Source organism: Microbacterium mitrae (genome assembly GCF_008017445.1).
GTDB classification, from domain to species: domain Bacteria; phylum Actinomycetota; class Actinomycetes; order Actinomycetales; family Microbacteriaceae; genus Microbacterium; species Microbacterium mitrae.
On sequence record NZ_VRSW01000003.1, the window covers coordinates 35,510 to 61,005 of the forward strand.

25 protein-coding genes are annotated in these 25,496 nt (G+C 65.2%); 12 read left to right on the top strand and 13 right to left on the bottom strand.

Annotated elements, in window-relative coordinates; translation table 11 throughout:
- Positions 1 to 4 precede the first annotated feature (4 nt).
- The 4 genes from FVP60_RS09490 to FVP60_RS09505 all read right to left on the bottom strand — a co-directional run bounded on the left by FVP60_RS09490 (position 5) and on the right by FVP60_RS09505 (position 4,320).
- Entirely contained in the window at positions 5 to 94 is a 90-nt protein-coding gene (locus FVP60_RS09490; protein WP_147826055.1) for a potassium-transporting ATPase subunit F, read from the bottom strand.
- A 280-nt stretch (positions 95 to 374) separates the two neighbouring features.
- Positions 375 to 1,589: an amidohydrolase gene (locus FVP60_RS09495; RefSeq protein ID WP_147826056.1), complete on the bottom strand. Its 1,215-nt coding sequence runs from the start codon at positions 1,587 to 1,589 to the stop codon at positions 375 to 377.
- 16 nt (positions 1,590 to 1,605) lie between these two features.
- Positions 1,606 to 2,622, bottom strand: a complete 1,017-nt coding sequence (locus tag FVP60_RS09500) for a LacI family DNA-binding transcriptional regulator (RefSeq protein WP_147826057.1) — start codon at positions 2,620 to 2,622, stop codon at positions 1,606 to 1,608.
- 21 nt (positions 2,623 to 2,643) lie between these two features.
- Positions 2,644 to 4,320, bottom strand: a complete 1,677-nt coding sequence (locus tag FVP60_RS09505; RefSeq protein ID WP_147826058.1) for a glycoside hydrolase family 13 protein — start codon at positions 4,318 to 4,320, stop codon at positions 2,644 to 2,646.
- A 114-nt stretch (positions 4,321 to 4,434) separates the two neighbouring features.
- On the opposite strand from FVP60_RS09505, the gene FVP60_RS09510 reads away from it, so the two are divergent.
- The gene (locus FVP60_RS09510) at positions 4,435 to 4,959 is read left to right on the top strand and encodes an adenine phosphoribosyltransferase (protein WP_147826059.1); all 525 of its coding nucleotides are present in this window, start codon (positions 4,435 to 4,437) and stop codon (positions 4,957 to 4,959) included.
- A gap of 19 nt (positions 4,960 to 4,978) precedes the next feature.
- Entirely contained in the window at positions 4,979 to 5,449 is a 471-nt protein-coding gene (locus FVP60_RS09515; RefSeq protein WP_246132570.1) for a GNAT family N-acetyltransferase, read from the top strand.
- A gap of 76 nt (positions 5,450 to 5,525) precedes the next feature.
- On the opposite strand, the gene FVP60_RS09520 is transcribed toward FVP60_RS09515, so the two are convergent.
- A complete protein-coding gene (locus tag FVP60_RS09520) occupies positions 5,526 to 6,254 on the bottom strand; it encodes a FadR/GntR family transcriptional regulator (protein WP_147826061.1) in 729 nt (242 codons plus the stop codon).
- A 187-nt stretch (positions 6,255 to 6,441) separates the two neighbouring features.
- Between FVP60_RS09520 and FVP60_RS09525 the strand changes: the two genes are divergently transcribed.
- Both FVP60_RS09525 and hemQ read left to right on the top strand, forming a co-directional pair.
- Positions 6,442 to 7,548 (top strand): ferrochelatase, encoded by a 1,107-nt coding sequence (locus tag FVP60_RS09525; RefSeq protein WP_147826062.1) that lies wholly within the window; start codon positions 6,442 to 6,444, stop codon positions 7,546 to 7,548.
- Positions 7,548 to 8,243, top strand: coding sequence for a hydrogen peroxide-dependent heme synthase (hemQ, locus tag FVP60_RS09530; protein ID WP_147826063.1), 696 nt, complete (start codon positions 7,548 to 7,550; stop codon positions 8,241 to 8,243). The genes FVP60_RS09525 and hemQ overlap by 1 nt, the downstream gene beginning before the upstream one ends.
- A gap of 498 nt (positions 8,244 to 8,741) precedes the next feature.
- On the opposite strand, the gene FVP60_RS09535 is transcribed toward hemQ, so the two are convergent.
- Together FVP60_RS09535 and FVP60_RS09540 are read right to left on the bottom strand one after the other, a co-directional pair.
- Positions 8,742 to 9,677: an NAD(P)-dependent oxidoreductase gene (locus tag FVP60_RS09535; RefSeq protein WP_147826064.1), complete on the bottom strand. Its 936-nt coding sequence runs from the start codon at positions 9,675 to 9,677 to the stop codon at positions 8,742 to 8,744.
- Positions 9,678 to 10,360: 683 nt separating this feature from the next.
- Positions 10,361 to 10,663, bottom strand: a complete 303-nt coding sequence (locus FVP60_RS09540; RefSeq protein WP_147826065.1) for an SDR family NAD(P)-dependent oxidoreductase — start codon at positions 10,661 to 10,663, stop codon at positions 10,361 to 10,363.
- 188 nt (positions 10,664 to 10,851) lie between these two features.
- Between FVP60_RS09540 and FVP60_RS09545 the strand changes: the two genes are divergently transcribed.
- Positions 10,852 to 11,628 carry an IclR family transcriptional regulator gene (locus tag FVP60_RS09545; protein ID WP_246132571.1) on the top strand — a complete coding sequence of 259 codons (777 nt, stop codon included), beginning with the start codon at positions 10,852 to 10,854 and terminating at the stop codon, positions 11,626 to 11,628.
- Between the two features lie 472 nt (positions 11,629 to 12,100).
- On the opposite strand, the gene purQ is transcribed toward FVP60_RS09545, so the two are convergent.
- Complete coding sequence (gene purQ / locus FVP60_RS09550) at positions 12,101 to 12,808, bottom strand: phosphoribosylformylglycinamidine synthase subunit PurQ (protein ID WP_147826066.1); 708 nt, start codon at positions 12,806 to 12,808, stop codon at positions 12,101 to 12,103.
- Positions 12,805 to 13,053 carry a phosphoribosylformylglycinamidine synthase subunit PurS gene (gene purS, locus FVP60_RS09555; protein WP_147826067.1) on the bottom strand — a complete coding sequence of 83 codons (249 nt, stop codon included), beginning with the start codon at positions 13,051 to 13,053 and terminating at the stop codon, positions 12,805 to 12,807. Before purS ends, purQ begins: the two co-directional genes overlap by 4 nt.
- A gap of 272 nt (positions 13,054 to 13,325) precedes the next feature.
- Here purS and FVP60_RS09560 point away from each other — a divergent pair, with 272 nt between their 5' ends.
- The 5 genes from FVP60_RS09560 (at position 13,326) to FVP60_RS09580 (ending at position 18,525) form a co-directional block, all read left to right on the top strand.
- Positions 13,326 to 13,934, top strand: coding sequence for an ion channel (locus FVP60_RS09560; protein WP_222705918.1), 609 nt, complete (start codon positions 13,326 to 13,328; stop codon positions 13,932 to 13,934).
- The gene (locus tag FVP60_RS09565) at positions 13,931 to 15,268 is read left to right on the top strand and encodes a chloride channel protein (RefSeq protein WP_147826068.1); all 1,338 of its coding nucleotides are present in this window, start codon (positions 13,931 to 13,933) and stop codon (positions 15,266 to 15,268) included. Before FVP60_RS09560 ends, FVP60_RS09565 begins: the two co-directional genes overlap by 4 nt.
- Positions 15,265 to 16,728 (top strand): GH1 family beta-glucosidase, encoded by a 1,464-nt coding sequence (locus FVP60_RS09570; RefSeq protein ID WP_147826069.1) that lies wholly within the window; start codon positions 15,265 to 15,267, stop codon positions 16,726 to 16,728. Before FVP60_RS09565 ends, FVP60_RS09570 begins: the two co-directional genes overlap by 4 nt.
- A gap of 25 nt (positions 16,729 to 16,753) precedes the next feature.
- Complete coding sequence (locus FVP60_RS09575; RefSeq protein WP_147826070.1) at positions 16,754 to 17,773, top strand: LacI family DNA-binding transcriptional regulator; 1,020 nt, start codon at positions 16,754 to 16,756, stop codon at positions 17,771 to 17,773.
- Between the two features lie 89 nt (positions 17,774 to 17,862).
- The gene (locus FVP60_RS09580; RefSeq protein ID WP_147826071.1) at positions 17,863 to 18,525 is read left to right on the top strand and encodes a hypothetical protein; all 663 of its coding nucleotides are present in this window, start codon (positions 17,863 to 17,865) and stop codon (positions 18,523 to 18,525) included.
- A gap of 23 nt (positions 18,526 to 18,548) precedes the next feature.
- On the opposite strand, the gene FVP60_RS09585 is transcribed toward FVP60_RS09580, so the two are convergent.
- The 3 genes from FVP60_RS09585 to FVP60_RS09595 all read right to left on the bottom strand — a co-directional run bounded on the left by FVP60_RS09585 (position 18,549) and on the right by FVP60_RS09595 (position 22,200).
- Complete coding sequence (locus FVP60_RS09585; RefSeq protein WP_246132552.1) at positions 18,549 to 19,433, bottom strand: VOC family protein; 885 nt, start codon at positions 19,431 to 19,433, stop codon at positions 18,549 to 18,551.
- Between the two features lie 121 nt (positions 19,434 to 19,554).
- Positions 19,555 to 20,877 (bottom strand): uracil-xanthine permease family protein, encoded by a 1,323-nt coding sequence (locus FVP60_RS09590; protein WP_147826072.1) that lies wholly within the window; start codon positions 20,875 to 20,877, stop codon positions 19,555 to 19,557.
- Between the two features lie 201 nt (positions 20,878 to 21,078).
- Complete coding sequence (locus FVP60_RS09595) at positions 21,079 to 22,200, bottom strand: hypothetical protein (RefSeq protein ID WP_147826073.1); 1,122 nt, start codon at positions 22,198 to 22,200, stop codon at positions 21,079 to 21,081.
- Positions 22,201 to 22,335: 135 nt separating this feature from the next.
- On the opposite strand from FVP60_RS09595, the gene FVP60_RS09600 reads away from it, so the two are divergent.
- Both FVP60_RS09600 and FVP60_RS09605 read left to right on the top strand, forming a co-directional pair.
- Positions 22,336 to 23,517, top strand: coding sequence for an amidohydrolase (locus tag FVP60_RS09600; RefSeq protein ID WP_147826074.1), 1,182 nt, complete (start codon positions 22,336 to 22,338; stop codon positions 23,515 to 23,517).
- Positions 23,518 to 23,785: 268 nt separating this feature from the next.
- Complete coding sequence (locus FVP60_RS09605) at positions 23,786 to 24,511, top strand: ScoMcrA-related endonuclease (protein WP_147826075.1); 726 nt, start codon at positions 23,786 to 23,788, stop codon at positions 24,509 to 24,511.
- 75 nt (positions 24,512 to 24,586) lie between these two features.
- Here FVP60_RS09605 and FVP60_RS09610 read toward each other — a convergent pair whose 3' ends face one another.
- Complete coding sequence (locus tag FVP60_RS09610) at positions 24,587 to 25,468, bottom strand: phosphoribosylaminoimidazolesuccinocarboxamide synthase (RefSeq protein ID WP_147826076.1); 882 nt, start codon at positions 25,466 to 25,468, stop codon at positions 24,587 to 24,589.
- Positions 25,469 to 25,496: the final 28 nt, after the last annotated feature.

The window sequence follows — 25,496 nt, forward strand, 5'->3', positions numbered from 1 at the left end:
CACGTCAGAACTTCTCCGGCTTCACGAGGGCGATCGCCAAATAGACGATGCCGGCAACGCCGAGTGCTGCCGCGATAAGACCAAAAACAATCACCGGCGGTCCACCGCCCGGGCCATCAGCGCGACGAGTGCAAAGCACGCCACCGCTACCAACAGAAAAACCACGTCGAGCATGTCAATTCCTTTGTTAGGCGCGACAAATTGCCGCGTGGAGTCGATATTTCTCCTGCTGTGTTGCGTGAGCCGCCGTCCTAACGAAATCCCTACGGGCCGTGAGCCAATGCTTACGGCTTCCTTACGACGCCGACGAAATCAGCCCCGTGGTTCTGGAACCACGGGGCTGTGAGCGAACGCGCCGTCGCCGGTGCGAGAACCTAGTTCAAGAACTCGCGGGCAGCGATGACCAACGCATCGACGCCGCGCTCGATCGTAGGGTGCAGGATCGGGGCGAAGAAGGGGGAGTGGTTGCTCGGAATGTCGGCCTCGGCCGTGCCCGCTGCCATTGCTGCGGCGAACGCTTCGGGCTCAACGCCACCCCAGAACCAGTAGACGAGCGGCACGCCGGCTTCGGTCGCGAGCCACGAGACGTCTTCTGATCCGGTGAACATGCCGGGGTCGAGCACCGCGTCCTCACCGAACGCGGTCTCCCACGCAAAGATGAGGCGGTCCGTCGCTTCGAGGTCGTTGATCGTCGGGGGCAGCGTGTGCAGAATCTCGATCGTTGGCTCTTCGGTAGCGCCCGACGCGAGAGCCTCAGCCTTGATGATGTGCTCAACCTTGTTCATCACGCCCTGACGGGCAGTATCGTTGGGGTAACGCAGGCTGATGTCGATCGTTGCGGTCGCGGGAATGATGTTGTTCTTGAGACCAGCGTGCATCGAACCGACGGTGACGACGGCCATTTCGCGCGGATCAGTTTCACGGGAAACAATCGTCTGCAGTCGCATGACGGTCGCCGCAGCCATGACGACGGGGTCGATCGTGGTGTCGGGGCGCGAGCCGTGGCCGCCGCGTCCGTGCAGCACAACGTGCAGTCCGTCGGAAGCCGCCATTTGCGCGCCGGAACGCACGCCAATGGTTCCGGCCGGCAACGGCGCCAAGTGCTGACCCAGCACGATCGTGGGCTTCGGGAAGCGGGTGAGAACGTCGTCGGCGATCATCGCCTGGGCGCCGGAACCATATTCTTCCGCCGGCTGGAAGACGGCAACAATGGTTCCGCTCCACTTGTCAGTCGTCGCCTGCAACTGCTCGAGCGCGCCGAGCATCGCGGTCACGTGCATGTCGTGGCCGCACGCATGCATGACCGGAACATCGGTGCCCTCGGGGTCGATGCCGCGGGCGGTCGAGGCGTAGTCGAGACCCGTTTCTTCCTTGACGGGGAGCGCGTCCATGTCAGCGCGCAGCCAGACCACCGGGCCGTCGCCATTGCGAATGACGGCGGCGATGCCGGTCTTACCGATGCCCGTCTCGTGCTCGATGCCGAGGGCGGTCAAGTGGGCTGCGATGACACCCGCCGTGCGGGTCTCCTGGAACGACAACTCGGGGTTGCGGTGCAAGTCGATGTAGATGGCTTCAAGGTCGAGGGTCATGCCCGAAGCCTAGCGACTACCGCGGCGCGCGTGCAGTGGTCTCGCGCACGACCAGCTCGAACGGCAACGCGTTGGGCTGGTGCGTGACGGGCTTCTTCGTCTCGTCGAGCTCGCGGAACACCGCTTCGGCCGCACGCGCTCCCTGCTTGAGCGGAAACTGGTCGACCGTCGTGAGTCGAAAGAAGTCACCCAGTTCGTGACCGTCGATGCCGATGATCGAGAGGTCGTCGGGCACACGGAAGCCGAGGTCGCGAGCAGCAAGAATCGCGCCGATCGCCATTTCATCGGAGCCCGCAAAGATCGCCGTCGGGCGGTCGTGGGGGCGGCCGAGGAGTTGCTTCGCGGCGCGGAATCCGCCCTCGATCGTGAAGTCGGCGGGTTCGTACAGCGCGGGGCTCGGCTCAATGTCGGCATCGCGCAGGGCCTGCTCAAAACCGAGGCGGCGCGTCGTCGGCACGTGAAAGTCGATGTCGAACTCGGGGTTTGCGCCAATGTGGGCGATCGTGCGGTGGCCGAGCGTAATGAGGTGGTTCGTCGCCATGCGCGCCACCTCGAAGTCATCGACCGTGAGGGTCGACAGCTGCGGATTGGGACCACCAATCGCGATCACCGGAATGCCGAGCTCGAGCAACGCCTGGCTCTCGGCGTCGTCGAGCTGAATCGACACCGCGATCACGGCATCAACGCGACCGCGGCGCAAGAAGGTGCGGAAGATCTCGCCGCGCGCCTTCTCATCGGCCGTGATGTTGTACAGCGTGATGTCGTAGCCCGCGCGGGTGACGGCCGCCGCGAGTCCGCTCAGCACGGCCGAGAAGAACCAGCGATCGAGATACGGAACAATCACGCCGATGTTGCGGGTGCGTCCGGAGGCGAGGGAGGAGGCGCTCGATGACACGACGTAGCCCAAGGCGCGCGCTGCGGTCAGCACGCGCTCCTTGGTGGGAGCCGACACGTGTCCGCGCCCGCTGAGCGCGCGCGAAACCGTCGCCGTTGAGACGCCCGCAGAGCGCGCAACCTCATCGATGCTCACCATCGAGCGGCCTCCATTCGGGTTTTAGACGTCGCGAACCCACACCGTGACATCGGTCAGCACAGCGCCGTCGATGTCAGGCTCGCTCGCGATGAGCACCGTCTTGTCGCCAAGCTCTACGGGTGCGGCGCCAAAGTTGGTGATGACTTCGATGTCGCCATTCTTAAAGGCGACCACGTCACTACCGTACTGGTCGTTCCATTCGAGGGTGCCGGTTCCGAGCCCGAAGTCTGCGCGCAGCGTCAGCGCATTCGTGTACAGCGACAGCGTCGACTCCTTCACGCCGCGCTGCACGTCGCGAGCAAACGCCGCGAAACCAACAGGCTGGGGCAGCCACGCCTCACCGGTTTCGTTGAAGCCGAACGCCGGAGCGTTCCCCACCCACGGCAGCGGCACGCGGCAGCCGTCGCGACCGTAGCGCTTCTTGTTGGTGCGGAACCACGTGGGGTCTTGGCGGGCGTCGTCGGGCAGGTCGATGACCTCGGGCAGGCCGAGCTCTTCGCCCTGGTACAGGTAGGCAGAGCCGGGCAGCGCGAGCATCATGGTCGATGCGGCGCGAGCACGGCGCAGGCCGAGAGCGGCGTCGGGGCGCGGGCCGGGGGTGTTCGGGCCGATGCCCTCACCCTGCGGGTTGTCGATCGTCAGCGCGAGACGCGTAGCGTGACGCACGACGTCGTGGTTGGAGAGCACCCACGTTGACGGTGCGCCAACAGCGCCGTAGCGCAGCAGCGATTCTGTGATCACGGCGCGCTGGGCGGCCGGCTGCCACGGCGTTTCGAGGTAGGCGAAGTTGAAGGTCTGGTGCATTTCGCCCGGACGAACCCACTTCGTGGTCTGCTCGATCGTGGGCAGCCAGGCCTCGCCGCACAGCGCGCGGTCGCCGTCGTATTCGGCGAGCAGCTTGTTCCAATCGCGGTAGATGTCGTGCACGCCGTCTTGACCCCAGTAGGGCACGTCAGCCGAGTCGCCGCCCATGGAGCCGCCGTCGGGGTTGGGCGTGTAGTCGGGCAGGCCGTCGGCCTTGACCATGCCGTGTGCAACGTCAACGCGGAAGCCGTCGACGCCGCGGTCGAGCCAGAACCGCAGAATGCGGCGGAACTCTTCGCGAACCTCTTCGTTGTTCCAGTTGAAGTCGGGCTGACTGGAGTCGAAGATGTGCAGGTACCACTGGCCGGGTGTGCCGTCAGCGTTGGTGGTGCGCGTCCACGCCGGGCCGCCGAAGACCGACTCCCAGTTGTTGGGGGCGATTTCGCCATTGTCGCCCTTGCCATCGCGGAACATGTAGCGCTCGCGCTCGGGGCTGCCGGGCGCTGCCGCGAGGGCCTGCTGGAACCACACGTGCTGGTCGGAGGAGTGGTTCGGAACCAGGTCGACGATGACGCGGATGTTGCGTTCGTGGGCCGCGGCGAGCATGGTGTCGAAGTCAGCCAGGGTGCCGAAGAGCGGGTCGACATCGCAATAGTCGGCGACGTCGTAGCCGGCGTCTTTCTGCGGGCTGGTCATGAACGGACTCAGCCAGATGGCGTCAATGCCGAGGTCACGAAGGTCATCGAGTCGGCTGGTGATGCCGGGCAGGTCGCCGATGCCATCGCCGGACTGGTCGGCGAAGGAGCGGGGGTAGATCTGATAGATGACGGCGGAGCGCCACCATTCTGATCCGGTGGTCGCGTCGTTGCGGGTGAAAGTCTCCGGCATGCTCATAGGGACACCATACTGTAAGCGCTTACATTTTGGCAGTGGTAGGCGGGAAATTTCCCGTAATTCCGGGGTACAGGGCGGAGCAAACTCTCATCTGCGCCGAGTATCCTTACAAGAGTGACTTCGGCTGAGCTTGACCGCGCCCTTTCCCTGATCCGCAGCATCCCGGACTACCCGCAGCCCGGTGTGCTGTTTCGAGACATCACGCCGCTGCTCGCCGATGCCGCAGCGCTGACCACGACGATCGATGCTCTCATCGCACCGTTCCGCGGTGAGTTTGACTACGTTGCTGGCATCGAGGCGCGCGGATTCTTGCTCGCCGGGGCCGCCGCCACCTACGCCAATGTTGGGCTCATCCCCATTCGCAAGGCGGGCAAGCTGCCGCGGCCCGCCGCAGCCGTCTCCTACGCGCTGGAATACGGCACCGCGACGATCGAAGCGCACGATGACATTCCCAATGGCGCGACCGTGCTGCTGATTGACGATGTGCTCGCAACCGGCGGCACCCTCGGCGCCGCACACGACCTGGTTTCGCAGCTCGGTGGTTCCGTCGTCGGCACCGCCGTGCTGTTTGAGATCGACGAGCTTGGCGGCCGCGAAGCGGTTGGCGACCCGCGCCTGCACGCTGTCTTTCACTCGTAAGCCGCCAGCCGTGAGCGCCATGTCTGACCGGGGTGGGGTGCCTCTGGAACTTCGACTCGTCATGCCCGATGACGTCAAGACCGTCACGCGCTGGTCGCAGGATGAGCGGGTCAACCGCTACGTCGGCGGGCCGAGCGTGTGGACGGTGGAGTTCACGCGCTCACGCGTGCTCAGCGCAGGTGGCGGCGACTCATTTCGGCGCTGGTATCTCGCATCGCGCGGCGGCGACATTGTCGGCATGGGCGCCATCATGTTTCCCGATGAATCGACCGAACTCGGCTACTGGGTCGACCCAGAACACTGGGGTCAGGGCATCGCCGGGCAGATTCTTGACGGAATGATCGCGGTGGCGCGCGAAGCCGATCGCGGCCTGCCGCTGAGCGCGCAGATTCAGCCCGCCAACGGCGCCTCGGTGCGCGTGGCCGAGCGCGCCGGATTCGCGTGGTTTGCCAGCCACGACGACTTCGACGAGTACCGCCGCGAGAGCTGAGGGCTACCGGGGCACGGGGTGCTGGGTGGTTCCGCGCCGCGCGTACGCTAGTGCTGCGTGGTTCCGCAGTGCGGCGTTAGCCGGGCTGTTGCGAGAGCGTGGTCATTTCGGTCGTGAGCACGGTGTGACGCAGGGTGCGTAGCGCGGCGTCGGAGTGCAGCGCCATGAGGTGTGCCGCCGCGGCGACGTCGCGCGCGCGGATCGAGGTGAGGATGCGGTCGTGCTCATTGAGCAGTACGGCGGGGTCGATGCTCTCGGCGATGTGAGCGCCCAGGCCCGAGGAGTCGAGGGCGCGGGAGAGTGACGTGTCGAGGTCGGCGAGCAGGCGGTTGCCGGAGGCTTGAGCGATGGCGCCGTGAAACAGGGTGCAGCGGGTCACGCCACCGGGGATGCCGGCATTGTGCTCACGCATCGCCTCCATCTCGATCGCGACCGCGGTTTCCATGGCCTCCAGGCGTTCCGGAATCCACTGCGCGGCGGCCGTCTGGGCGGCCTCGACATCGAGCGCGCGGCGAATGCCGATGAGCTCGGCGGGGTGATACGTCTGAAGGGCGTCAAACAAGAGGGACGGCGCGGGCGTGAGCGAGCGCACAAAAGTGCCGCGTGCGGGCAGGGTCTCGACCATGCCGAGCGTGGCGAGCGAGCGCACCGCTTCACGCACGGTGGAGCGGCCAACACCGAGTTGTTCGGTGAGTTCCGGCTCGGTGGGGATGCGGGATCCCACGGGCCACTCGCCGGCGGAGATGCGTGCCTTGAGCTGCGCTAGCGTTGTGCGCGCCAGCGCGCTTCCCATTGGTTCGGCCATGGGCACCTCCCTCGTCACCTTCAGCCTATTGTGCTGGCGGTCGTTCGCCGGAGTTTTTTGGGCTCACGCGCCTGAATTCGGGCGGATTTCATACGTATTTGCGAGGTTGTGCCGGGTCAGCGCCGAAAGGTGGTGGCGCTCAGGCAAACATCAGATGATGATCTTCATCTGATGATAGGTTGGCGACGTGTCTGAAACACCCCGCGCTACAGCTCCCTATGACGCCCTGTTGGTCTGCTCTTTCGGCGGACCAAACCGCACCCCCGACGTGTTGCCATTTCTCAAGAATGTGACGGACGGCAAGGGGATTCCCGATGAACGTCTGGTTGAAGTGGGGGAGCACTACTACCACTTTGGCGGCAAGAGCCCCATCAACGAGCAGAACCTGGAGTTGATCGACGCGCTCGCCGCCGAGCTGCGCGCTCGCGGCGAAAACCTGCCTGTGCTGTGGGGCAACCGCAACTGGCACCCCTTCACGGTTGACACACTGCGCGACGCAGCCGCATTCGGAACCAGCCGCGTGCTGACCCTGGTGACGAGCGCCTACGCCTCCTATTCGGGCAGCCGTCAGTACCGCGAGCACCTCGCGGCGGCCGTCACCGAGCTCGGCGACATCGCGCCCGAGATCGACATTCTGCGGCCCTTCTTCAACGACCCCGGCTTTGTCGGCGCCAACCGTGAGCAGATCATCGCCGCCATCGACTCGCTCGACGGCGGCGCGGCCGACACCCACGTTGTGTACGTCACCCACTCCATCCCCAACACGATGCAAGACGCCTCGGCGCGCACCGGCGCCGGCTACGCCGAGCAGCACGAAGACGTGCGCGCGACCATCGACGCCGACCTTCGTGCCCACTACGGTCACGAACTACCCTCGTCGCTGGCGTACTGCTCCCGCTCCGGCAGCCCCATGGTTCCGTGGCTCGAACCAGACGTTAACGACCACCTCGAAGAGCTCGCGGCGGCCGGCGTGCACAAAGTGGTGCTCGCGCCGATCGGCTTCATCTCTGACCACATGGAGGTCGCGTACGACCTCGACACCGAGGCCATGGAGACGGCGACGGAACTCGGCATGCAGGCCGCCCGCGCCGGAACCGCGTCAACGCATCCGCTGTTCATCAGCGGCCTGGTCGACATGGTGTTGGAACGCGCAGCGCGCGAGCGTGGTGAGGACGTCGAGCCAGTGACCGTCGGCGCGCTCCCCGCGTTTGCCGACGTTGCCCCCGCCGGAAGCTGCCGCATGCGCGACGGCGAAATCACGGGAATCCCCGTTATCGCAGGAATGGAAGACTGATGTCACAGCAGCACCCCGTCATTGACCACTCGGCTATCGCTGAAGAGGTCAACGCGGCCATCAACTACACGATGTATGCCGTCTTTCGGGCGCAGCGTCTTGGTTCCGCTGCTCCGCGGGACGTGCTCGACGCGGTCGCTGGCATCGAGGGATTGCAGACGCGAGGGTGGTACGAAATCTCCGGGTTCCGCGCCGACGCTGACGTCATGATTTGGTGGCATGCGACCGAGGTGGAGACTCTGCAGGCCGCTTATCGCGCCGTGGTTTCGGCTTCGGACGGCGCGCTCGAACCGGTGTGGTCAAACATCGGCGTGCACCGTGCGGCCGAGTTCAACCGGGCGCACGTGCCGGCATTCTTGGCGGGCGAAAAGCCCGGCGGCTACGTGTGCGTGTACCCGTTCGTGCGCTCGCGCGAGTGGTATCTGCTGCCGGAAGCCGAGCGCGCCCAGATGTTGCGCGACCACGGCGCCGCTGCCCGCGACTACCGCGATGTGCTGGCGAACACGGTCTCGGCTTTCGCCCTCGGCGACTACGAGTGGTTGCTCGCTTTCGAGTCTGACAACCTGATTCGCATCGTCGACCTGATGCGCGAGCTGCGCGCCACTGAGGCCCGCCGCCACGTGATCGAGGAGACTCCGTTCTTCACCGGCCCGCTGGTCGACGCCGAGGTGCTGCTGGGCCGCTTGCTCGGGTAGGTCGGCTGGGGCGGTTCCGTTGGCGCGGTTCCGTTGCCGCGGTTGCGTTGGCGCGGTTCCGTGGCCAAATGTCGGAACCGTGTGGCTGGGGGCGCCGTGGCGGGCGTGGGTTTCGGCGTGTTGGGGTGAGTGCTCCGTCATTTGGGAACCGCTGGGAGCGGAACGCGCGTGCGGAACGCGTGCGAACCGTGGTTCCGCTTCGCGAGTTGTCTGTGGTTTCGTCGTGCGCGCGGCGCGCAGTTTCGTCGCCAAATGTCGGAACCGTGTGGTGGGGGACGCCGTGGCGGGCGTGGTTTTCGGCGTGTCGGGGTGAGTGCTCCGACATTTGGGAACCGCTGGGACGCGGAACGCGCGTGCGGAACGCGTGCGAACCGCACGCTCCGTGGTTCCGCTTTGCGCGTTGTCTGTGATTCCGCTTCGCGCGCCATCGGAACCACGTGGTCGCTGGAACCACGGTGTGCGGCGAGCACGACCCGTGCGCTTGACCGATTGGCCGCGTTAGCTCGTAAAGACGATGTTTTCGGGGGTTTCGCCGGCGAGGAGGTGACGAATCTGTCGCACAATGAGGCGCGCGATGCGGGGCTGCATGGAGGAGGCGGCGCCGCCGACGTGCGGCGTGATGAGCACGTTGTCGATGGTCCAGAGGGGGCTGTCTACGGGCAGTGGCTCGGGCTCGGTGACATCAAGCGCGGCGCGCAGTCGGCCGCCTGCGGTGTGTTCGGCGAGAGCGACGGGGTCGATGAGCGTGCCACGGCCGACGTTGACCACGAGTGCGCCGTCTGGCAGCGCGGACAGAACGGCATCGTCAATGATGTGGTGGGTCGCATCGTTGGCCGGCAGTGAGGTGATGAGGATCTCCGTCGTCGGCAACAGTTCAGGCAACTCGTCAATGCCGTGCACGTGCACGCCGTCTTCGTTGCGCGCACTCGACGCGACGGGCACGATCTCGACCTCAAATGGTTCCAATCGCGCAGCGATCGCCTTGCCAACGCCGCCGTAGCCGAGCACCATCACGCGACGATCGGCCAGGCTCGGTGAGAATCGGCCATGCCATTTGCTCTCGGTCTGCTGTCGCACATACAGCGGCAGGCGGCGCTGGCTGGCGAGGGTCAAGGCGAGGGCAAGTTCGGCGGTCGCCGCCTCGTGTACCGACGTTGCATTGGCAAAAACGTGCCCCGGCGGCAGGCTCGTCGGCACGTCATCCCACCCGATTGACTGACTCTGCACGAGCGTGGTGGCAACGCCCGCAAGGTTGGGCAGCCGGTCGGCGGCTGACATGTATGGTGCGACGACGATGTCGATGTGCTCGCGGTTAGACGGGCTTTCGAGCGTCCACTCGAACAGCTCAACGTTGCTGGCCTCGACGGGCGTCAGCAGCGCCGCAACATCGCCGAGGAGCCGAGCAGAAGGAACCGAAACAGTCATCGAAGTCATATTGCGAGCCTAACGAGGGTGTCGGGGTGGGCGCGAGGGGATCGGTTTCGAGGGGGTCGGGGGTGAGGGGGCGGTCTGAGGTGGTCTGAGGTGAGGGGTCGGGTGATGGGGGTCGGGTGCTGGGGGCCCTCGCGTGCGCGCCTTTGAGGTGATTGCTGATTACTGATTGCTGGGCCCCCGGCACGCCACCAGCCCACCGACCACACGCGGGGGCAGGAGATCAACGTGAGGGAAGGATGATTTCGCCGAGATCTCCGTCTGCGGGGTTGTTTTCCTGCTCTCAGGTTTGCGGAAAGCACGGGCTGCGGAACCCGCGAGCCGGAACCCGAACGCGCGCCAGCCCCCGGCCACACGCGGGGGCTGGAGATTAACGCGGGAGAAGGATGATTTCGCCGAGGTCTCCGTCTGCGGCGTTGTCTTCCTGCTCTCAGGTTTGCGGAAAGCACGGGCTGCGGAACCACGGCGCACCGGGATTGCGGAACCACGGCGCACCGGGATTGCGGAACCACGGCGCACCGGGTTTGCGGAACCACGGCGCACCGGGATTGCGGATCCAGCGGAACCCCCGAAACCCCAACCCCCGAAACCCCCAAAACTCAACCCCCAAACCCCGCTACCGCGTGACGGGGTCGCCGGAGGCGTGGAACGCGGCGAGGTCGCGGCGGGTGGGCGCGGCCTCCCAATCACCGTGGGCGAGGCAGGATGGTTCCGGCGTTGTTGACGAGAATGTCGGCGCGATCGGCGACCTCTGTGGCGAAGGCGGCAACCGCTTCGCGATCGCGGAAGTCGACGGCAAACCCCTCAAACGAGCGGCCAAGTTCGCGAACGCGCGCGCCGATGGCGCCGCCGTCGGCCTCCTGGCTGGCCGAAACGCCGATGATGTCGGCTCCGGCCTCGGCGAGTGCCTCAGCCATGGCAAACCCGATGCCGCGGCGCGCCCCCGTCACCACAGCCGTGGTTCCGCTCAGGTCAAAAAGCGTCGTCATGATGTTCTCCGTTCTTCGCGCCGTTGCAGGCGGAGAGGCGTTCGTGTTGCGCGCGGTGCTGGGGTGAGGCGGAACCGTTTAGGTAGTTCCGTGTGGCGGAACTTGGTTCCATAAATGGTAGACTAGCGTAGACGACCGGGGGAATCGAAACTCTCCGCCCCTGCACGTGAGAGAAAAGAGTGACCGAAATGGATGCGATGGCGACGCTGCACGCACCGTCGACGGGGGCGAGTCACAAGGTATTGCGGGTGCTGGAGGCGGCGCTGCTGCACCCGAGATTCACTGACATTGTTGACGAATCTGGACTCCCGAAGTCGACCGTGCACCGCATTCTCTCTTCGCTGGTCGAGGAGGGGTACGTCTCGGGTGACGCCGAGAACGGATACCGTGCCGGCCGCAGGTTTATGTCGCTCGCGGGGCTTGTGCTCGGCGCGGCCGACATTACGACTGCCGCTCGCGATGTCGTCGATCGCCTGGTGCGCGACGTTGACTGCACGATTCACGTTGGCGCGCTTTCGGGCGACGAAATGGTCTACGTGATTCGTGAGGATTCTTCGAAGCCGTACCGCATGAAGTCGCGCGTCGGCCTGTCGATTCCGCTCCATTCCTCCGGCATGGGCAAGGCCGTTCTTGGCGAATGGAGCGAGGCCGACCTGCGCGGCTATGCCGAACGCACCGGGTTGCCCGCCCGCACCGATGCCACAATCACGACTGTCGACGGACTGCTCGCCGCGGCGGCGGAAGTGCGCGAACGTGGCTACGCCCTTGACCTGTCAGAAAACGAGGTCGGAACCGTATGCGTTTCGGCCGCGATTCACGACTACACCGGGCGTGCGACGCACGGCATCTCGATCTCCTCGATTGCGCTCGAGCACCCAGGCGACACGATCGCGGCCTTCGCCCCGCAGGCGATGGCCGCCGCCGCCGAAATCTCCGCACTCCTCGGAGCCCAACCCCGCGGGTGATCTGCCCCGCGGTTCCGTTTCGGTTCCGGGGTGGCGTGGTGGCGCGGTTCCGTTTGCGTGACGCGGTTCCGTGCGCCGGTGTTCCGTGGTTCTGGGCTCCGTGGTTCCGGGTTCCGGGGTCCGTGGTGCCGTTTCGGCGCCAGGCTCCGGATTTCCGCGCGCCAGGGATCTCGCGGCGGGTTGCGGCTCGGAACCACACCGTTGCGCGTGCGGAACGCGCGTTCGTGCCGTTCCACACCGGTTGTGCAGGAAGAATTCGCACACCGGTGAGAAAACCCCTGGTCAGCGAGTCGGGTGTGTGCGATTTTCCTGCATAACCGGGGGAGTGTCGCAAATAGACCCGAAACCCCGTCGCGCCTCCAGCGGAGACTCGGAACCACGTCACGCCTCGCGCGGGCGGTCGGAACGAGGAAGCAGCGGGATACAAAGACGGTCCCCACAGCGCGGGGCGCTGCGGGGACCGGATGACGTTTTAGGCGACGGCCTTCGCGAGTGCGGCGATGGCGGAGTCGAAGAACTTGGCACCGTCTTCGCCGGAGCGCATGGCGGCGGTGGTGTCGGGGCCGAAGCCCGCCTCGACGGCGTGCTCGGGGTGCGGCATGAGGCCGACCACGTTGCCGTGCTCATTGACGACACCGGCGATGTCATTCAGCGAGCCATTGGGGTTGACGCCGATGTAGCGGAAGGCCACCCGGCCCTCACCCTCGAGGCGCTTGAGCGTCTCGTCGTCGGCAATGTATCCGCCGTCGCCGTTCTTCAGCGGGATGACAATCTCATCACCCTGCGCGAACGCGTTGGTCCACGCGGTGTCGGCGTTCTCCACGCGCAAGCGCTGGTCGCGGCGAATGAACTGCTGGTTTGCGTTGCGAATCAGGCCGCCCGGAAGCAGGTGTGCTTCGACGAGCATTTGGAACCCGTTGCAAATTCCGAGGATCGGCATGCCCTTGGCGGCAGCGTCTTTGACCTCGGCCATGATCGGGGCGAGCGCGGCAATGGCGCCGGCGCGCAGGTAGTCGCCGTAGCTAAACCCACCGGGCAGCACGAGCGCATCGACGCCCTGCAGGTCGTGGTCGGCGTGCCAGAGCGCTACCGGCTCGGCGCCAGCGAGTGCAATCGCACGCTGCGCGTCGCGGTCATCCAGCGAACCGGGGAAGGTAATGACCCCGATCCGCGCGGTCATTCGACGACCTCGATGCCGACGACATCCTCGATCACAGCGTTGGAGAGCACGTCTTCGGCAACCTTGCGGGCCGACGCGAGCACCTCATCGGTGATATCGCCCTCAACCGTGAGCTCAAAACGCTTGCCAATGCGCACGTTCGAGAAGGTCTCGACGCCGAGACGGCCCAGTGCGCCGCTCACCGCCTTGCCCTGAGGGTCGAGGAGTTCGGACTTCGGCATGACGTCAACGACGATCGTGGGCATGAGTGGCTCCATGGTGCGTGAGGCGAGTGGTTCCAGTCTAGCCCGGTTATCTTTCGCCCGTGACGGCACCCGCCCGCGCCGCGTGCACTAAGGCTTGACAGGTTTGGGAGCGCTCCCATAGCGTCATCACAAACCGAAACACCAAACACCAAAACCCGAAGACCGCAAGATCCCCCAAGCCTGCCAGAGGAGTGACATTGCCGACCGCCGCCCCCACACGCACAATCCGCGACGTCCTCGGGCTCGCCTGCGCGCAGTGACAGAATCAGGTCATGGTCACATCGCCGGCTGATCCGCCCCGCAACGGCTCGCAGCATCCGCGCCGCAACGGCACGCAGCATCCCGCCCGCAACGACTCGCAGCATCCGCGCCGCAATGCCTCGCACCGCCCGCTGCGAGAACGCCCGCTGGTCATTGCCCTGCTCACCGCGCTGTGCGGCGTGGCGATCCTCACGGTGTACTTTCTGGTTCCGCTCGCGAGCTCAGAACTTGGCGCGATCGAAAGAATAATCGGAACCATTGCGGCGGGCGTGATCCTGTTGCTCGCGCTGATCTATATACGGCGTCGTGCAACGAATGTGCCGCTGCTGGTCGTATTGCTGGTGCTGGTTGCCGTCACCTTCGCGGCAACGTTTTACGTCATCGCCAGCAATCGCCCTGGCGAATTCGACGGCATTGAGACGCGAATCGATGCGCTCTACTTCACCCTCACCACCATGACGACCACCGGTTACGGCGACATCCACGCGAACGGTCAGCTCGCTCGCGTGCTGGTCTCCGTCGTCTTTGTGTTCAACATCGTCTTCCTCAGCCTGGTCGCCGCCGAGGCATCCCGCATTGTCGATGCCCGCCAGTCACGTAAGGCGGAGGCGAAGTCATGAGTCGTGTGAAAGCTCGCCTCGAGGGTGTCACCCCTAAACTCGCGCTACTCGCCGTGATGTACGGCGCGGTGGCGGGGCTCATCGCGATTCTGACGTTCAGCGGAATGCAGTGGTTGCAGCACATCGTGTGGAGCTCGAACGGTGTGCTGGGGGAGCGCTCGCCGATTCAGATCGCGACGACGATTCTCATCGGTGGCGCACTGCTGCTACTCATCAGCCGCATCGCGCCAACCGAAGATCTCGCGACCGTTTTGAAACAGGCTGGCGACCCCGGCAACCTGCCCCGCCGCGCGGTACTCACAACCGCGCTTGCCGCCATTGTCGCGGTCGCGTTCGGTAGCGCCGTCGGCCCCGAGGCGGGCATCATCGCCGTTGTGGCGCAACTGTCGGCCATCGTGTCGCGCGTGATTTCGCGCGATGCGGCAACCCAGCGCGCCATCGGCCAAGCAGGCAACGCCGGAGCCCTTGGCGGCTTCTACGCCTCGCCGCCCGGTGCGGTCGTGGTTGACGGCGATGACCTGGGGCCGCAAAACGTGTTGCAGTTGGCGGCTGGTTGTGCGGGATTCCTGGTGTTCATGGGGGTCGCGCGGCTCACCTCCGAGGGAGGCGCAACCTTCACTGTTCCGGTGACCGATAACGCGAACCTGCACTGGGGCTTGCTGGCGGTCGCTGTCGCTGCGGCAGCCGCCGGCCTGCTGTTTCGGGTCGTTCATGACGGCATGGAACGCGCGGTTGCGCGGGTTCAGCCGTGGGTTGCGACGGCGGTTGGAACCATCATTTTCGCCGCGCTGGCCGCGGCACTTCCGCTGGTGCGGTTTTCTGGTCACCATGAGCTCGGCGATCTCGAAGTGCTCACCGCAGACGGCGCGCTTTCCATGTTGGTTCTCGTCGCCGTGGCGAAAATTGGCGCGCTCGCGCTGTGTCTGGTGAGCGGATGGCGCGGCGGTGAGTTCTTCCCGCTTGTCTTTATTGGGGCGGCTCTCGGCAGTGCGATCTCGCTCGTGGTTCCGGGTCTAGACCTCGGCATGGCGATGGCAACCGGCATGGCCGCGACCGCCGCGGTTGGCTGGCAGAAGCCGCTCGCGGTGCTGCTCATCCTGGTTCTTTTGGTTGAAAGCCCTGTTGCCCTCGCGCTGGTCATCGGGGTGGGCGTTGCCTTCCTCGTTGGCTTGCTGGTTCCGCAGGGCGAGGGCTCGAAGCAGGGCGGCCGCGCCCCGAACCAGGGCGAGGGCTCGAAGCAGGGCGGCCGCGCGCCGAATCACGGCCAGGGCTCGAAGCACACCCGCCGAGGGCCGAAGCGTGACAGCGGAGGAAAGAAAGGAAGTCTGGCATGACGAACGTTCACCGTGCCTTCCCGTCGAACTTTCTGTTTGGTGCGGCAACAGCCGCGTACCAGATCGAGGGCGCGACGAGCGAAGATGGCCGCACTCCCTCGATCTGGGACACGTTTTCGTGGGTACCAGGCGCCGTCGTTGGCGGTGACACCGGCGATGTCGCGTGCGATCACTACCACCGATCTGCCGATGATGTCGCGATGATGAAGCGTCTCGGCGTGCAGACCTACCGCTTCTCGACCGCGTGGCCGCGCGTGCGCCCAGACGGCGGCGCCGCCAACCCGGCAGGCATCGATTTCTACTCGCGTCTGGTCGATGAGCTGTTGGCGGCAGACATTGTTCCGTGGCTCACCCTCTACCACTGGGATTTGCCGCAGGCGCTGCAAGACAAAGGTGGCTGGGTGTCACGTGACACCGCCGATCGGTTCACCGAATACGCGCTCACGGTGCACGACGCTCTCGGCGACCGCGTCAACATCTGGACCACTCTCAACGAGCCGTGGTGCGCATCATTTCTCTCCTACACCGGCGGCGAACACGCGCCCGGGCACACCAGCGTGCGCGAGGGGCTCCTCGCTTCCCACCACCTCCTGCTCGGCCACGGCCAGGTCATCCGTGAGCTGCGAGCCCGGGATGCCAGCCTGAACCTGGGCTTGACGACCAACCACACCGTCGCCGTAGCGCTTGACCCCAACAACCCAGCAGACGTTGACGCCGCACGCCGAATTGACGGACAGTTCAACCGTTGGTTCTTAGACCCGGTGTTTCGCGGCTCGTATCCCGCAGACATTGTCGAAGACATTCGGCTGGTTGATGCGGGCGCCGTCGAGGCGTTTGAAGCGGCGGTGCAGCCGGGAGATCTTGACCTGATTTCGCAGCACATCGACACGCTCGGCATCAACTACTACCACGGTGACCTTCTGGCTGGCTCTCCGCCCGCTGACCCTCCGGTGTCGGCAGATCCCACCACCGAGCGCGAAGTTCGTAGCCCATACCCATCGTTTGAGGGCATCTACAACGTTGAGCGCGGCCTGGAGCGCACCGCCCAAAACTGGGAGATTGAACCGGCCGGGCTGACAACGCTGCTGCAGCGCATTTGGAATGAATACGCGAAGGCTGCCGGAACCACGCTGTACGTCACAGAGAATGGCGCGGCTTTTGACGACGAACTGGTGCTCGAAAACGGCGAAGCCCGCGTGCATGACGAGCGCCGGGTAGCGTTCTTGCGCGATCATCTCAACGCGACCCTCGATGCGCAGGAGGCAGGCGTTGATGTTCGCGGGTTCTTCTACTGGTCGCTGATGGACAACTTTGAGTGGGCGTGGGGCTACGCGAAGCGGTTCGGCATTGTGCACGTCGACTACGAGACCCAGGTGCGCACGCTGAAAGACAGTGCGCTGGAGTATCGTCGGATCATCGGCGAGCGCGCGATCTCTGGTGCCGCTTCTCGGCAGCCGTAACCACTCCCCACCGGCCAGAGGAAAAATGTCCCCAGCATCATCGGCCGCCACGATCGAAGAGGTCGCGGCAGCCGCGGGCGTGTCTCGATCCACCGTTTCACGCGTGGTCAATGGCTCACCCGCCGTGAGCCCCGCCGCCGTCGCGGCCGTGAACGACGCGATCGCCAGGCTCAACTACGTGCCCAATCGTGCCGCTCGCACGCTTGCCAGCCGCACCACCAATGCCATTGCCCTCGTGGTTCCGGAAGACCCAACGCGATTCTTCGGCGACCCGTTTTTCGCCACCATTGTCGGCGGCATCTATCGCAGACTGGCCGAGACCCCCTATGTGCTGAACGTTTTCTTGGCTTCGGATGACTCGGGCGAAAAGGCCACCGCCTACCTGCGCGGCGGCAACGTTGACGGCGCCCTCATCGTCTCGCATCACGCCCGTGATGGATTCGTCGCTCGCATCGCTGATGCGGTTCCGGTGGTGTTCGCCGGCCGCCCGACGCAGCCGGAGATCGCACAACGCGCGCACTACGTTGACGTCGACAACGTGTTGGGCGGGCGGCTGGGTGCGGGATCTCTCATCGACGCCGGGCGCACGCGCATCGCGACCATTGCTGGCCCCGCCGATATGCCGCCGGGCATTGACCGACTCATCGGATTCGAGGCGGCACTCTCCGACGCGGGGCTGGAGGCGGCTGGCATCGCAGTCGGCGACTTCTCGGAGGCGAGCGGCGCCGCGGCCATGCGCGAATTGCTCGCCAGCGGGCGCGAGATTGACGCCGTCTTTGCGGCGAACGACCTGATGGCCCGCGGGGCGATGTCGGTGCTGAGCGAGACGGGTCGCAGCGTGCCAGCAGACATTTCCGTCGTGGGATTCGACGATTCGGTGATCGCCACGCAGGTCACCCCACGCCCCACCAGCGTGCGCCAGCCCTCATTTGAGCAGGGCGAGCTCATGGTTGAGGTGCTGCTGGGGTTGATCGCTGAGGAGGCCCCCGAACGAGTCACGATCGTTGACCCCGAACTGGTGGTGCGCGACTCCGTAGCGCGATAGCTCCGCGCACTAGCGAGCGAACATTCTGCCGTCAACCGCCGTCGCCCGCTAGCCTGGAGGCGAACACGGGGAGCTGAGGGGCCGACTCAATGTACGTACTGTCACAAGAACGACGCACGCGCTCGCGCCGCGCGCTGGCCGCCGCAGCCCTCACGGTGCTTGCCGCCCTTGTGCTGACGGCGTGCTTTGTGGTTCCACTCTCCGACGGCCGCTCACCCTTCGATGACCCGAACGGAACCTCGTTTGCCGAATTGGAGGAGGCGGTGCCGTTGGTTCAGGCCGCCGTTGATACCACCGCCGCGGCCGAGGCTGGCTGGGGCTTTCGCGTGACGGGGGAGAGCGAAAACTGCGAGGGTGCGTGCAATCTGCACGTTTTGGTGGAGATCCTGCCGCCGTCAAATGCCGACGAATTCGCGCAGGCTGATCCTGCGACGTTTAGCAATCCGACGCAGCAGGTTCCGGCCGACGTGTTGGCGCAGACCCTTGTGGCGACCGCCGACGCCGGGGAAAGCGCGAGCGTTAACGTGCGCGTCTCTGCGAGCTGGAGCGACGCCTTCACCCTGCCGGGCTCGAGCGTCGAGTACTACCGCGAGGGCAGCCTCGCCGATGCCATCTCCGAGCTATTTCCTGACGCCAGCATCGGCACGCACGGCGAGGCGTATTGGATCGCTGACTCGCCCGTCCACGGCCTCCAGGTCGTACTCAACACCCGCGATGTCAGCGACGTGAGCGAAGCACTCGGCCTCGGCTAGCTCGGCTAACTCTGCGAGCTCTGCTAACTCGGCGACGCGGCCAGCGTTGCCCGCAACTCGTTGTTCCACGGGTCGGTGAAAGACAGCGTCTGGCCGTCATCGCGAATGGCCGCACCAAAGTGGTCGAGACGTTCGGTCAGCTCGCCAATGGCGTCCCGCGTCGGCAGCACCAGATCAACCTGGCCAAGGCCCAGCGCGGGCATGCGGGGCCCCGCGCCCTGCGACTTCCACACGTTCATCGCCATGTGGTGGTGGTATCCGCCCGCGCTCACAAACAGCGCACGCGAGCCGAGCGTCGCGGTCTGATCAAAGCCCAACTGGTTCACATAAAACTCATGCGCTGTCGCGACATCGCCCACCGAAAGATGCACGTGGCCGATGCGCGCCTCAGCACTCGCATCGACGGCGCTCGCGGCAGCGGGGTTCAGATGCTCGTGCAAGAACGCATTGGGGTCGAGGTAAAGGGTGTCCATTTCGACCTGACCGTGCGTCCACGACCACGCTGTGCGGTCACGATCCCAGTACAGCTCGATGCCGTTGCCCTCGGGGTCGGTGAGATAAAACGCCTGGCTGACGAGGTGGTCGGCGCTGCCCGTGAAGGTGTGCGGGGCGTGTTGCACTACCGAGGCCAGCGCCGTGGCCAGCGCCGCCTGCGTCTCAAACAGAATCGCGGTGTGAAAGAGCCCAGCGGAACCATGGGGCGCGTGCCGCAGGGCCGGGCTGTGGCGAAGAATCACCAGCGGGCGTCCCCTGCGCCCGAGCGTCACCGTGTCGCCCTCGGCAGAGATGACGTCGAGGGTTACGACCTCACGGTAGAAACGCGTCATGGCATCCAGGTCACCCACCAGCAGGGTGACGGCACCCATTGACGTGTCGGCGGCAAGTCGGCCAGCAGAAAGATCATTCATATGAATGAAAACCGTTCGCTCGGTGAAGGTATTCCCAACCCGAAGGCTACGCGAGTTGAAACTCAAGCACGAGGGTCGGTAGCGACACGTTGCCGCCACCGACCCTCGGTTCGATCGATTCTCAGTTGTTCGGGTCGCCACCCAACGGGCCGACCGCCGGGATCGGACCGCCATCGTCGGCGCCCGTCTTGCGGGCGCGGGCGATCGCATTGCCCACGTGGTAGATCACGAGCGCGGCGACCGTGCCCAGCACGATGCCACCAAACTCGAAGCCCTCCGGCTTCCAAACGAAGCCACCCACGGCCACCACCAGCGCCACCGCTGCGGTGTACTGGTTGACGGGGCGAGAGAAGTCAACGCGGTTGTCGACCCAGATCTTGATGCCGATGATGCCGATCAAGCCATACAGCGCCGTGGTGACGCCACCGAGCACACCCTGTGGGATCGAGTTGAAGATCGCGCCGACGAGCGGCGACATCGACAGCACGATCGCAAACAGGCCGGCGACCCAGTAAACGGCGGTCGAGTACACGCGCGTCGCGGCCATGACGCCGATGTTCTCGCCGTACGTCGTGGTTCCGGAACCACCAAGACCGCCGGCAAGAACGGTGGCGGCGCCGTCGGCGATGAGCGCCTTGCCGGTCAGCTGGTTGATCGAGGGGTCTTCGGCCATTGAGGCGACGCCGCGAACGTGGCCAACGTTTTCAGCAACCAGCACCAGCACAACGGGCAAGAACATGGCCATCACCGACCAGGTCGTGGGTGAGCCGAAGTCGGGCACATCGAACGGCGGCAGGCCGAAAACCGGAATTCCGGTCAGATCGAGATCGATCTCGCCACGAATCGCGGCGACAACGTAGCCGATGATGACGCCGAGGAAGATCGAAATGCGACCCAAGAAGCCACGAAACACGACGCCGCAAACGATGACCGATGCCAGCGTAATGAGGGCCGTCACCGGCGCTGCTTTGAAGTTGTTCCAGGCGGCACCGGAGAGGTTAAAGCCGATGAGGGCGACGATCGCGCCGGCCACGACCGGCGGCATAAAGCGGTCAACCCAGGCGACACCCGCAACGTGGACGACGAGGCCGATGAGCGCCAGCAATACGCCGACGGCGACGATACCTGCAAGCGCGGAGCCGGTTCCGCCCGCCGCGACGGCGGCCGTCACCGGCGCGATGAAGGCGAAGGATGAGCCGAGGTAGCTGGGCAGCTTGTTGCCGGTGATCAGCAGGAAGAGGATGGTTCCGATTCCGCTGAACAGCAGGGTTGTCGACACCGGAAAGCCGGTAAGAGTCGGAACCAAGAACGTCGCGCCGAACATTGCGATGACGTGCTGAGCGCCCATCGCGATCGTCGAGGGCCAGCCGAGGCGCTCAGTGGGCTTGACGATGGCTCCGGGCTTGACGGACTGACCGTCGCCGTGGCGGGTCCACAGGGGCATGCGGGACTCCTTGGGGAAGGGGAAAAGGGCTAACCAAACGATAGCGATTCTGAGGGTTTGCTGACCGCAAAACCGCGCGAATCGTCGATTCTGTTGCTCTTTTGCGCCCTCGCTTGCTCCCCCGCTCACCCCGATGCGGCCCCGTGGTTCCGGAGCCCCTGGTTTCGCAGCCCCTGGTTCCGCACCCCCCGTGGTCCAGCGTTATCGGGTCGCGAAGAAGATCTCGCGCTGCATCAGCAGTTGCATCAAGACCGACGCCGTCGTGCCGTCAGTGGGTGAGAGCAAGACGGCAACGGTGCTGTCTTTCACGACGACATCGTTGACGGTCGCGAGGTCAGAAACCCGCTGTTGCGTCGTGAGGGTTGCCCCCTTCTCCCACACGGCGCGGAGCACCTGCGCGCCGTCCTTGGCTGCGTCATCGGAGAGGAAGTGGTAGGTGGCGATCCACCGCGGCTTGCCGTCAACGACCGCCCAGCCGAGACCAACGAGGTCGTAGGGGTCAGGCGGAACCAGGGCATCGAATTCTTTGAAGGCGGCCTCGGCTTCTGAGGGCGACGCGTCGGGGCCGAGGATGGTCTGGCCGCTAAACACGGCCGGTTGAGTGATGTACGCCGCCGACGCACCATACGCGTCCAGCGCCTCGGCAATGGCGTTCACCGATTCGTCATCGGCGAGGCTCTCTTCGTTTGAGACCCACGCCTCGGCGAGATCAGTGGATGAGCTCATCGCGATGCGGTTGCCCTGGTGCGCGAAGCGGGTGGGGCGGCCCATTCGGTCGATGACCGCGCCGATCTGTGACGGATCGACGGTGTAGTCCTCCCCATCGACATCGGTCATGACGCCGTCGCTCACCGGGGTGAGGGTCGAGGGTAGCTCGGCCAGGTCGCCCGCGATCACGGTCATGCTGGCGGGCAACGCCGAATAGGTCACGAAGCGGTCGACGTCTGCCAGATTCCACCCGAGGGTGTCAGCGCCTGCGCCGGCTGCGCTCTGTTGCAGGAGTTCGGGCAGCGGGAGATAGATGGGAGTATCCGGCCCTGCAATCATGTCGGGCAGCCACGTCTGCAGATCATCGGTGCGCTCAACACCCATGATTTTCGCGATGCCGTCCAGATCGGCCATCACGATGTCGTAGCGCTCGGCAACATCAGACGCCGGAATCTGCCCAACGGCTGCCGTGACGGAGAAGCCAGAATCAAAGTTCTTTTCGGCCGAGCCAGAGCAGCCGGCAAGCAGCAGGCCAGATACGGCGAGCAGGCCTGCAACGGCGAGCGCGCGACGTGAGCGCCCGCGTGGCTTGTGGTGTGACGAGTCGATGTGCATACGATCCCCTCTTCTTCAACTCGCAACGGGGTTCCGTCCCTGGTTTCGCCCGGTGCCTGAGTTGAGGTTACTCGCTCGTAGGGTAGAGGCACAGCCGCACAACGTTGTGCGCGGCTTTCGAAACAGAGGAGTGACATGTCGACGTTTGCGATTACGGGTGCCCACATTGTGCCGATTTCTGGCGAGGAATTCGACGGAACCATTGTGGTGACCGACGGGAAGATCGCGGCCCTCGGGCCCGATGTTGCGATTCCGAGTGGTGCCGACGTGATCGACGCGATGGGTCGGTGGGTGCTGCCCGGTTTGATCGACGCGCACGTTCACCTGGGTACGCACGAAGAGGGCGAGAACGCGAAAGACGACGACACCAACGAAATGACTGACCCGGTGACGGCCGGGGTGCGCGCAATTGACGCGATCAACCCGTTTGACCCCGGTTTTGATGAGGCGCTCAAGGGAGGCATCACGACCGTCAACGTCAACCCCGGATCGGGCAATGCGATCGGCGGTCAGGCTGCCGTGATCAAGACGTTCGGTCGCCTGGTTGATGACATGGTGATGCGGGCACCGAGTGGCGTGAAGAGCGCGCTGGGCGAAAACCCCAAGCGCGTTTATGGCGGCAAAGACAAGACCCCGTCAACGCGGTTGGGTACGGCGATGGTGATTCGCAAGGCGTTTGCCGAGGCGCAGAACTGGATCGACGAGGGCAAGACCGGCCGCAACATTGCTCTGGAACCACTGATCGCCGTGCTGAAGCGTGAGATTCCGTGGCGCCAGCACAGCCACCGAGCCGACGACATCGCGACGGCACTGCGCCTGCAAGAGGAGTTTGGCTACGACCTGGTGCTCGACCACGGAACCGAGGCGCACGTGATCGCCGACGTGATCGCCGAGCGCGGGGTACCGGTGCTGATCGGCCCGCTGTTCACCACGAAGTCCAAGCCTGAGCTGCGCGGCCGTTCCATCGCCAACCCTGGAAAGCTTGCCCGCGCTGGCGTGGAGATCTCGATCATCACCGACCACCCGGTCATTCCGATCAACTTTCTGATTCACCAGGTGACGTTTGCGATCAAGGAGGGGCTCGACCGTGACACGGCGCTTCGCGCAGTCACCATTAACCCCGCGAAGGTCCTGGGCGTTGCCGACCGGGTTGGCACCCTCGAAGTCGGAAAAGATGCCGACCTGGTGCTGTGGTCGACCGATCCGATCGACATCATGGCGCGCGCTGACCGCGTGTGGATCGACGGCGTCGCCGTTGGCGAATATGACGCCGCCGCCGCCGACTTCACCGTGATTGACCGCGCCCCCCGCTTCTAACCCACGCCCCGGTTCCACCCCGGCCCCCCGGGCTGGTTCCGCCCCCCGGCCTGGTTCCGTCCCAGCCTGGTTCCACCCCAGCCGCGCCCAGCCACCCACCCCCCCCACCGCACGGGCGAAACACACTTTGGTCGGCGAGAAACATGCGGCGCGGTGGGGTTTCGCCGACCAAAATGTGTTTCGGGTGGCGGTGGCGTGGAAAACGCAGGGGCGCGGAGCCTGCACGCGACGGTCAGACATGTGCGGCGAAGTGGCGTACCGTTGAATTGTGGTCTCCTACTCATCCCTGACCGACCATTCCGCCATCACACAAGCCTTCGACGAGTTCGACAAGCTGGGTCGCGAACTGTTCTTGATCCGCTACGGATTCAAAGAAGTGAACGAGTCGTTTGTTGTCGCCCGCAGTGGTCGCTACGACACCCGCGCGCTGTTTGCCGCCGCCTACGAATACCAGACTGGTGACGCCCTGAGCGCCCGCCAGATCACTGGCTTCGCGGGGGCTGCAACGCAGTTCACAGCGCTCGGATACGTCGTGGTCGGCGCCAACGATCAGAAGGATCGTGAGCGCTTCACCTCGTTCGATGCAGCTTTGTCGCGTGTGCGGATACCCGTCGAAAACATGCCCGCCATCCGTGAGTTCCTGGCTCGCGGACTCTATGCCGAGTACTACGTTCCCGCCTCGGGCGCGTATATCGGCCTGAAGCCCCGCTCTGGTAAGCCGCCGCACTTTGTTGCGGCCGGCTACATCGCCCACCGTGAAGACGATGGCCGCGCTCGCGGCTTTGACCTTCCGTACAAGCCGGCGCTACGAAGGTTTGCGCCGTCGAAGCAGATTCGCCCCGCATCGTCGACACCATCGACGCGCGTGGCGAGCAGCAAGCCGTCAACGCCGCAGTCCCGTGCGGCGGCCGCCGCCGAGCGGCACGTCGCCTACTGCGAAACGTGCTTCTTGGCGTTGCCCGCAACCGGCATCTGCCCAAACTGCGACGACTAAAACCCCAACGAAAAGCGAGCGGAACCATCGACAGCTGTCGAGGTTCCGCTCGCTTTTCGTGTGCCCGCCGGCGCGCTAGTCGCGGAGGCGGGTGAGGAGCTCGGCGTACTTGGCGGCGGTCTGCTCGACGATGTCAGCGGGCAGTACCGGGGGAGTGCCCCGCTTGTCCCAGTTGGCTGCGAGCCAGTCGCGCACAATTTGCTTGTCGAAACTTGCCATGCGCGCGCTGGGCGTGGTTCCGGCCTCCCACGCGGCCTTGTCCCAATAGCGGGACGAGTCGCTGGTGAGCACCTCGTCGGCGAGGGTGAGGGTGCCGTCGGCGTCGTGACCAAACTCAAACTTGGTGTCGGCGAGAATCAAGCCGTGTGCCTCGGCGATGGCGGCGGCACGGCGGTAGATTTCCAGCGACGTGTCGCGCAAATCCATGGCGATCTCTTCGCCGACAAGCTCCGTGACGCGTTCGAACGAGATGTTCTCGTCGTGCTCGCCCAGCTGCGCCTTGTAGGCCGGGGTGAAGATCGGCTCGGGCAGGCGGTCGCCATTGTGCAAGCCCGCCGGCAGCGCGATGCCGCACACGGTTCCGCTTGACTGATATTCGACCCAGCCGCTGCCGGTGAGGTAGCCGCGCACGACGCATTCGATGGGCAGCATGGTGAGCTTTTTCGCAACCGTGCCACGCCCCGCGACCGCGGCGGGTGGCTCTTCACCGGTGCGGTGGTTGGGAATGGCGCGGCCACCGTCGGCTCTGGCGAGCTGGTCAAACCACCAGTCACTCAGGGTGGTCAGCAGCGCTCCCTTGTGGGGGATCGGCGGCTCGAGTGAGAAGTCAAACGCACTGATGCGGTCAGACGCGACGATCAACATGCGGGCGGAATCGCCCGAAGTCGGCTCGTAAAGGTCGCGCACCTTGCCCGAGTACACGTGGGTCCAGCCGGGAATGCTCACAGGAGAAGTCACGGTCTCATTATCCCCCGCGTACTCGGGC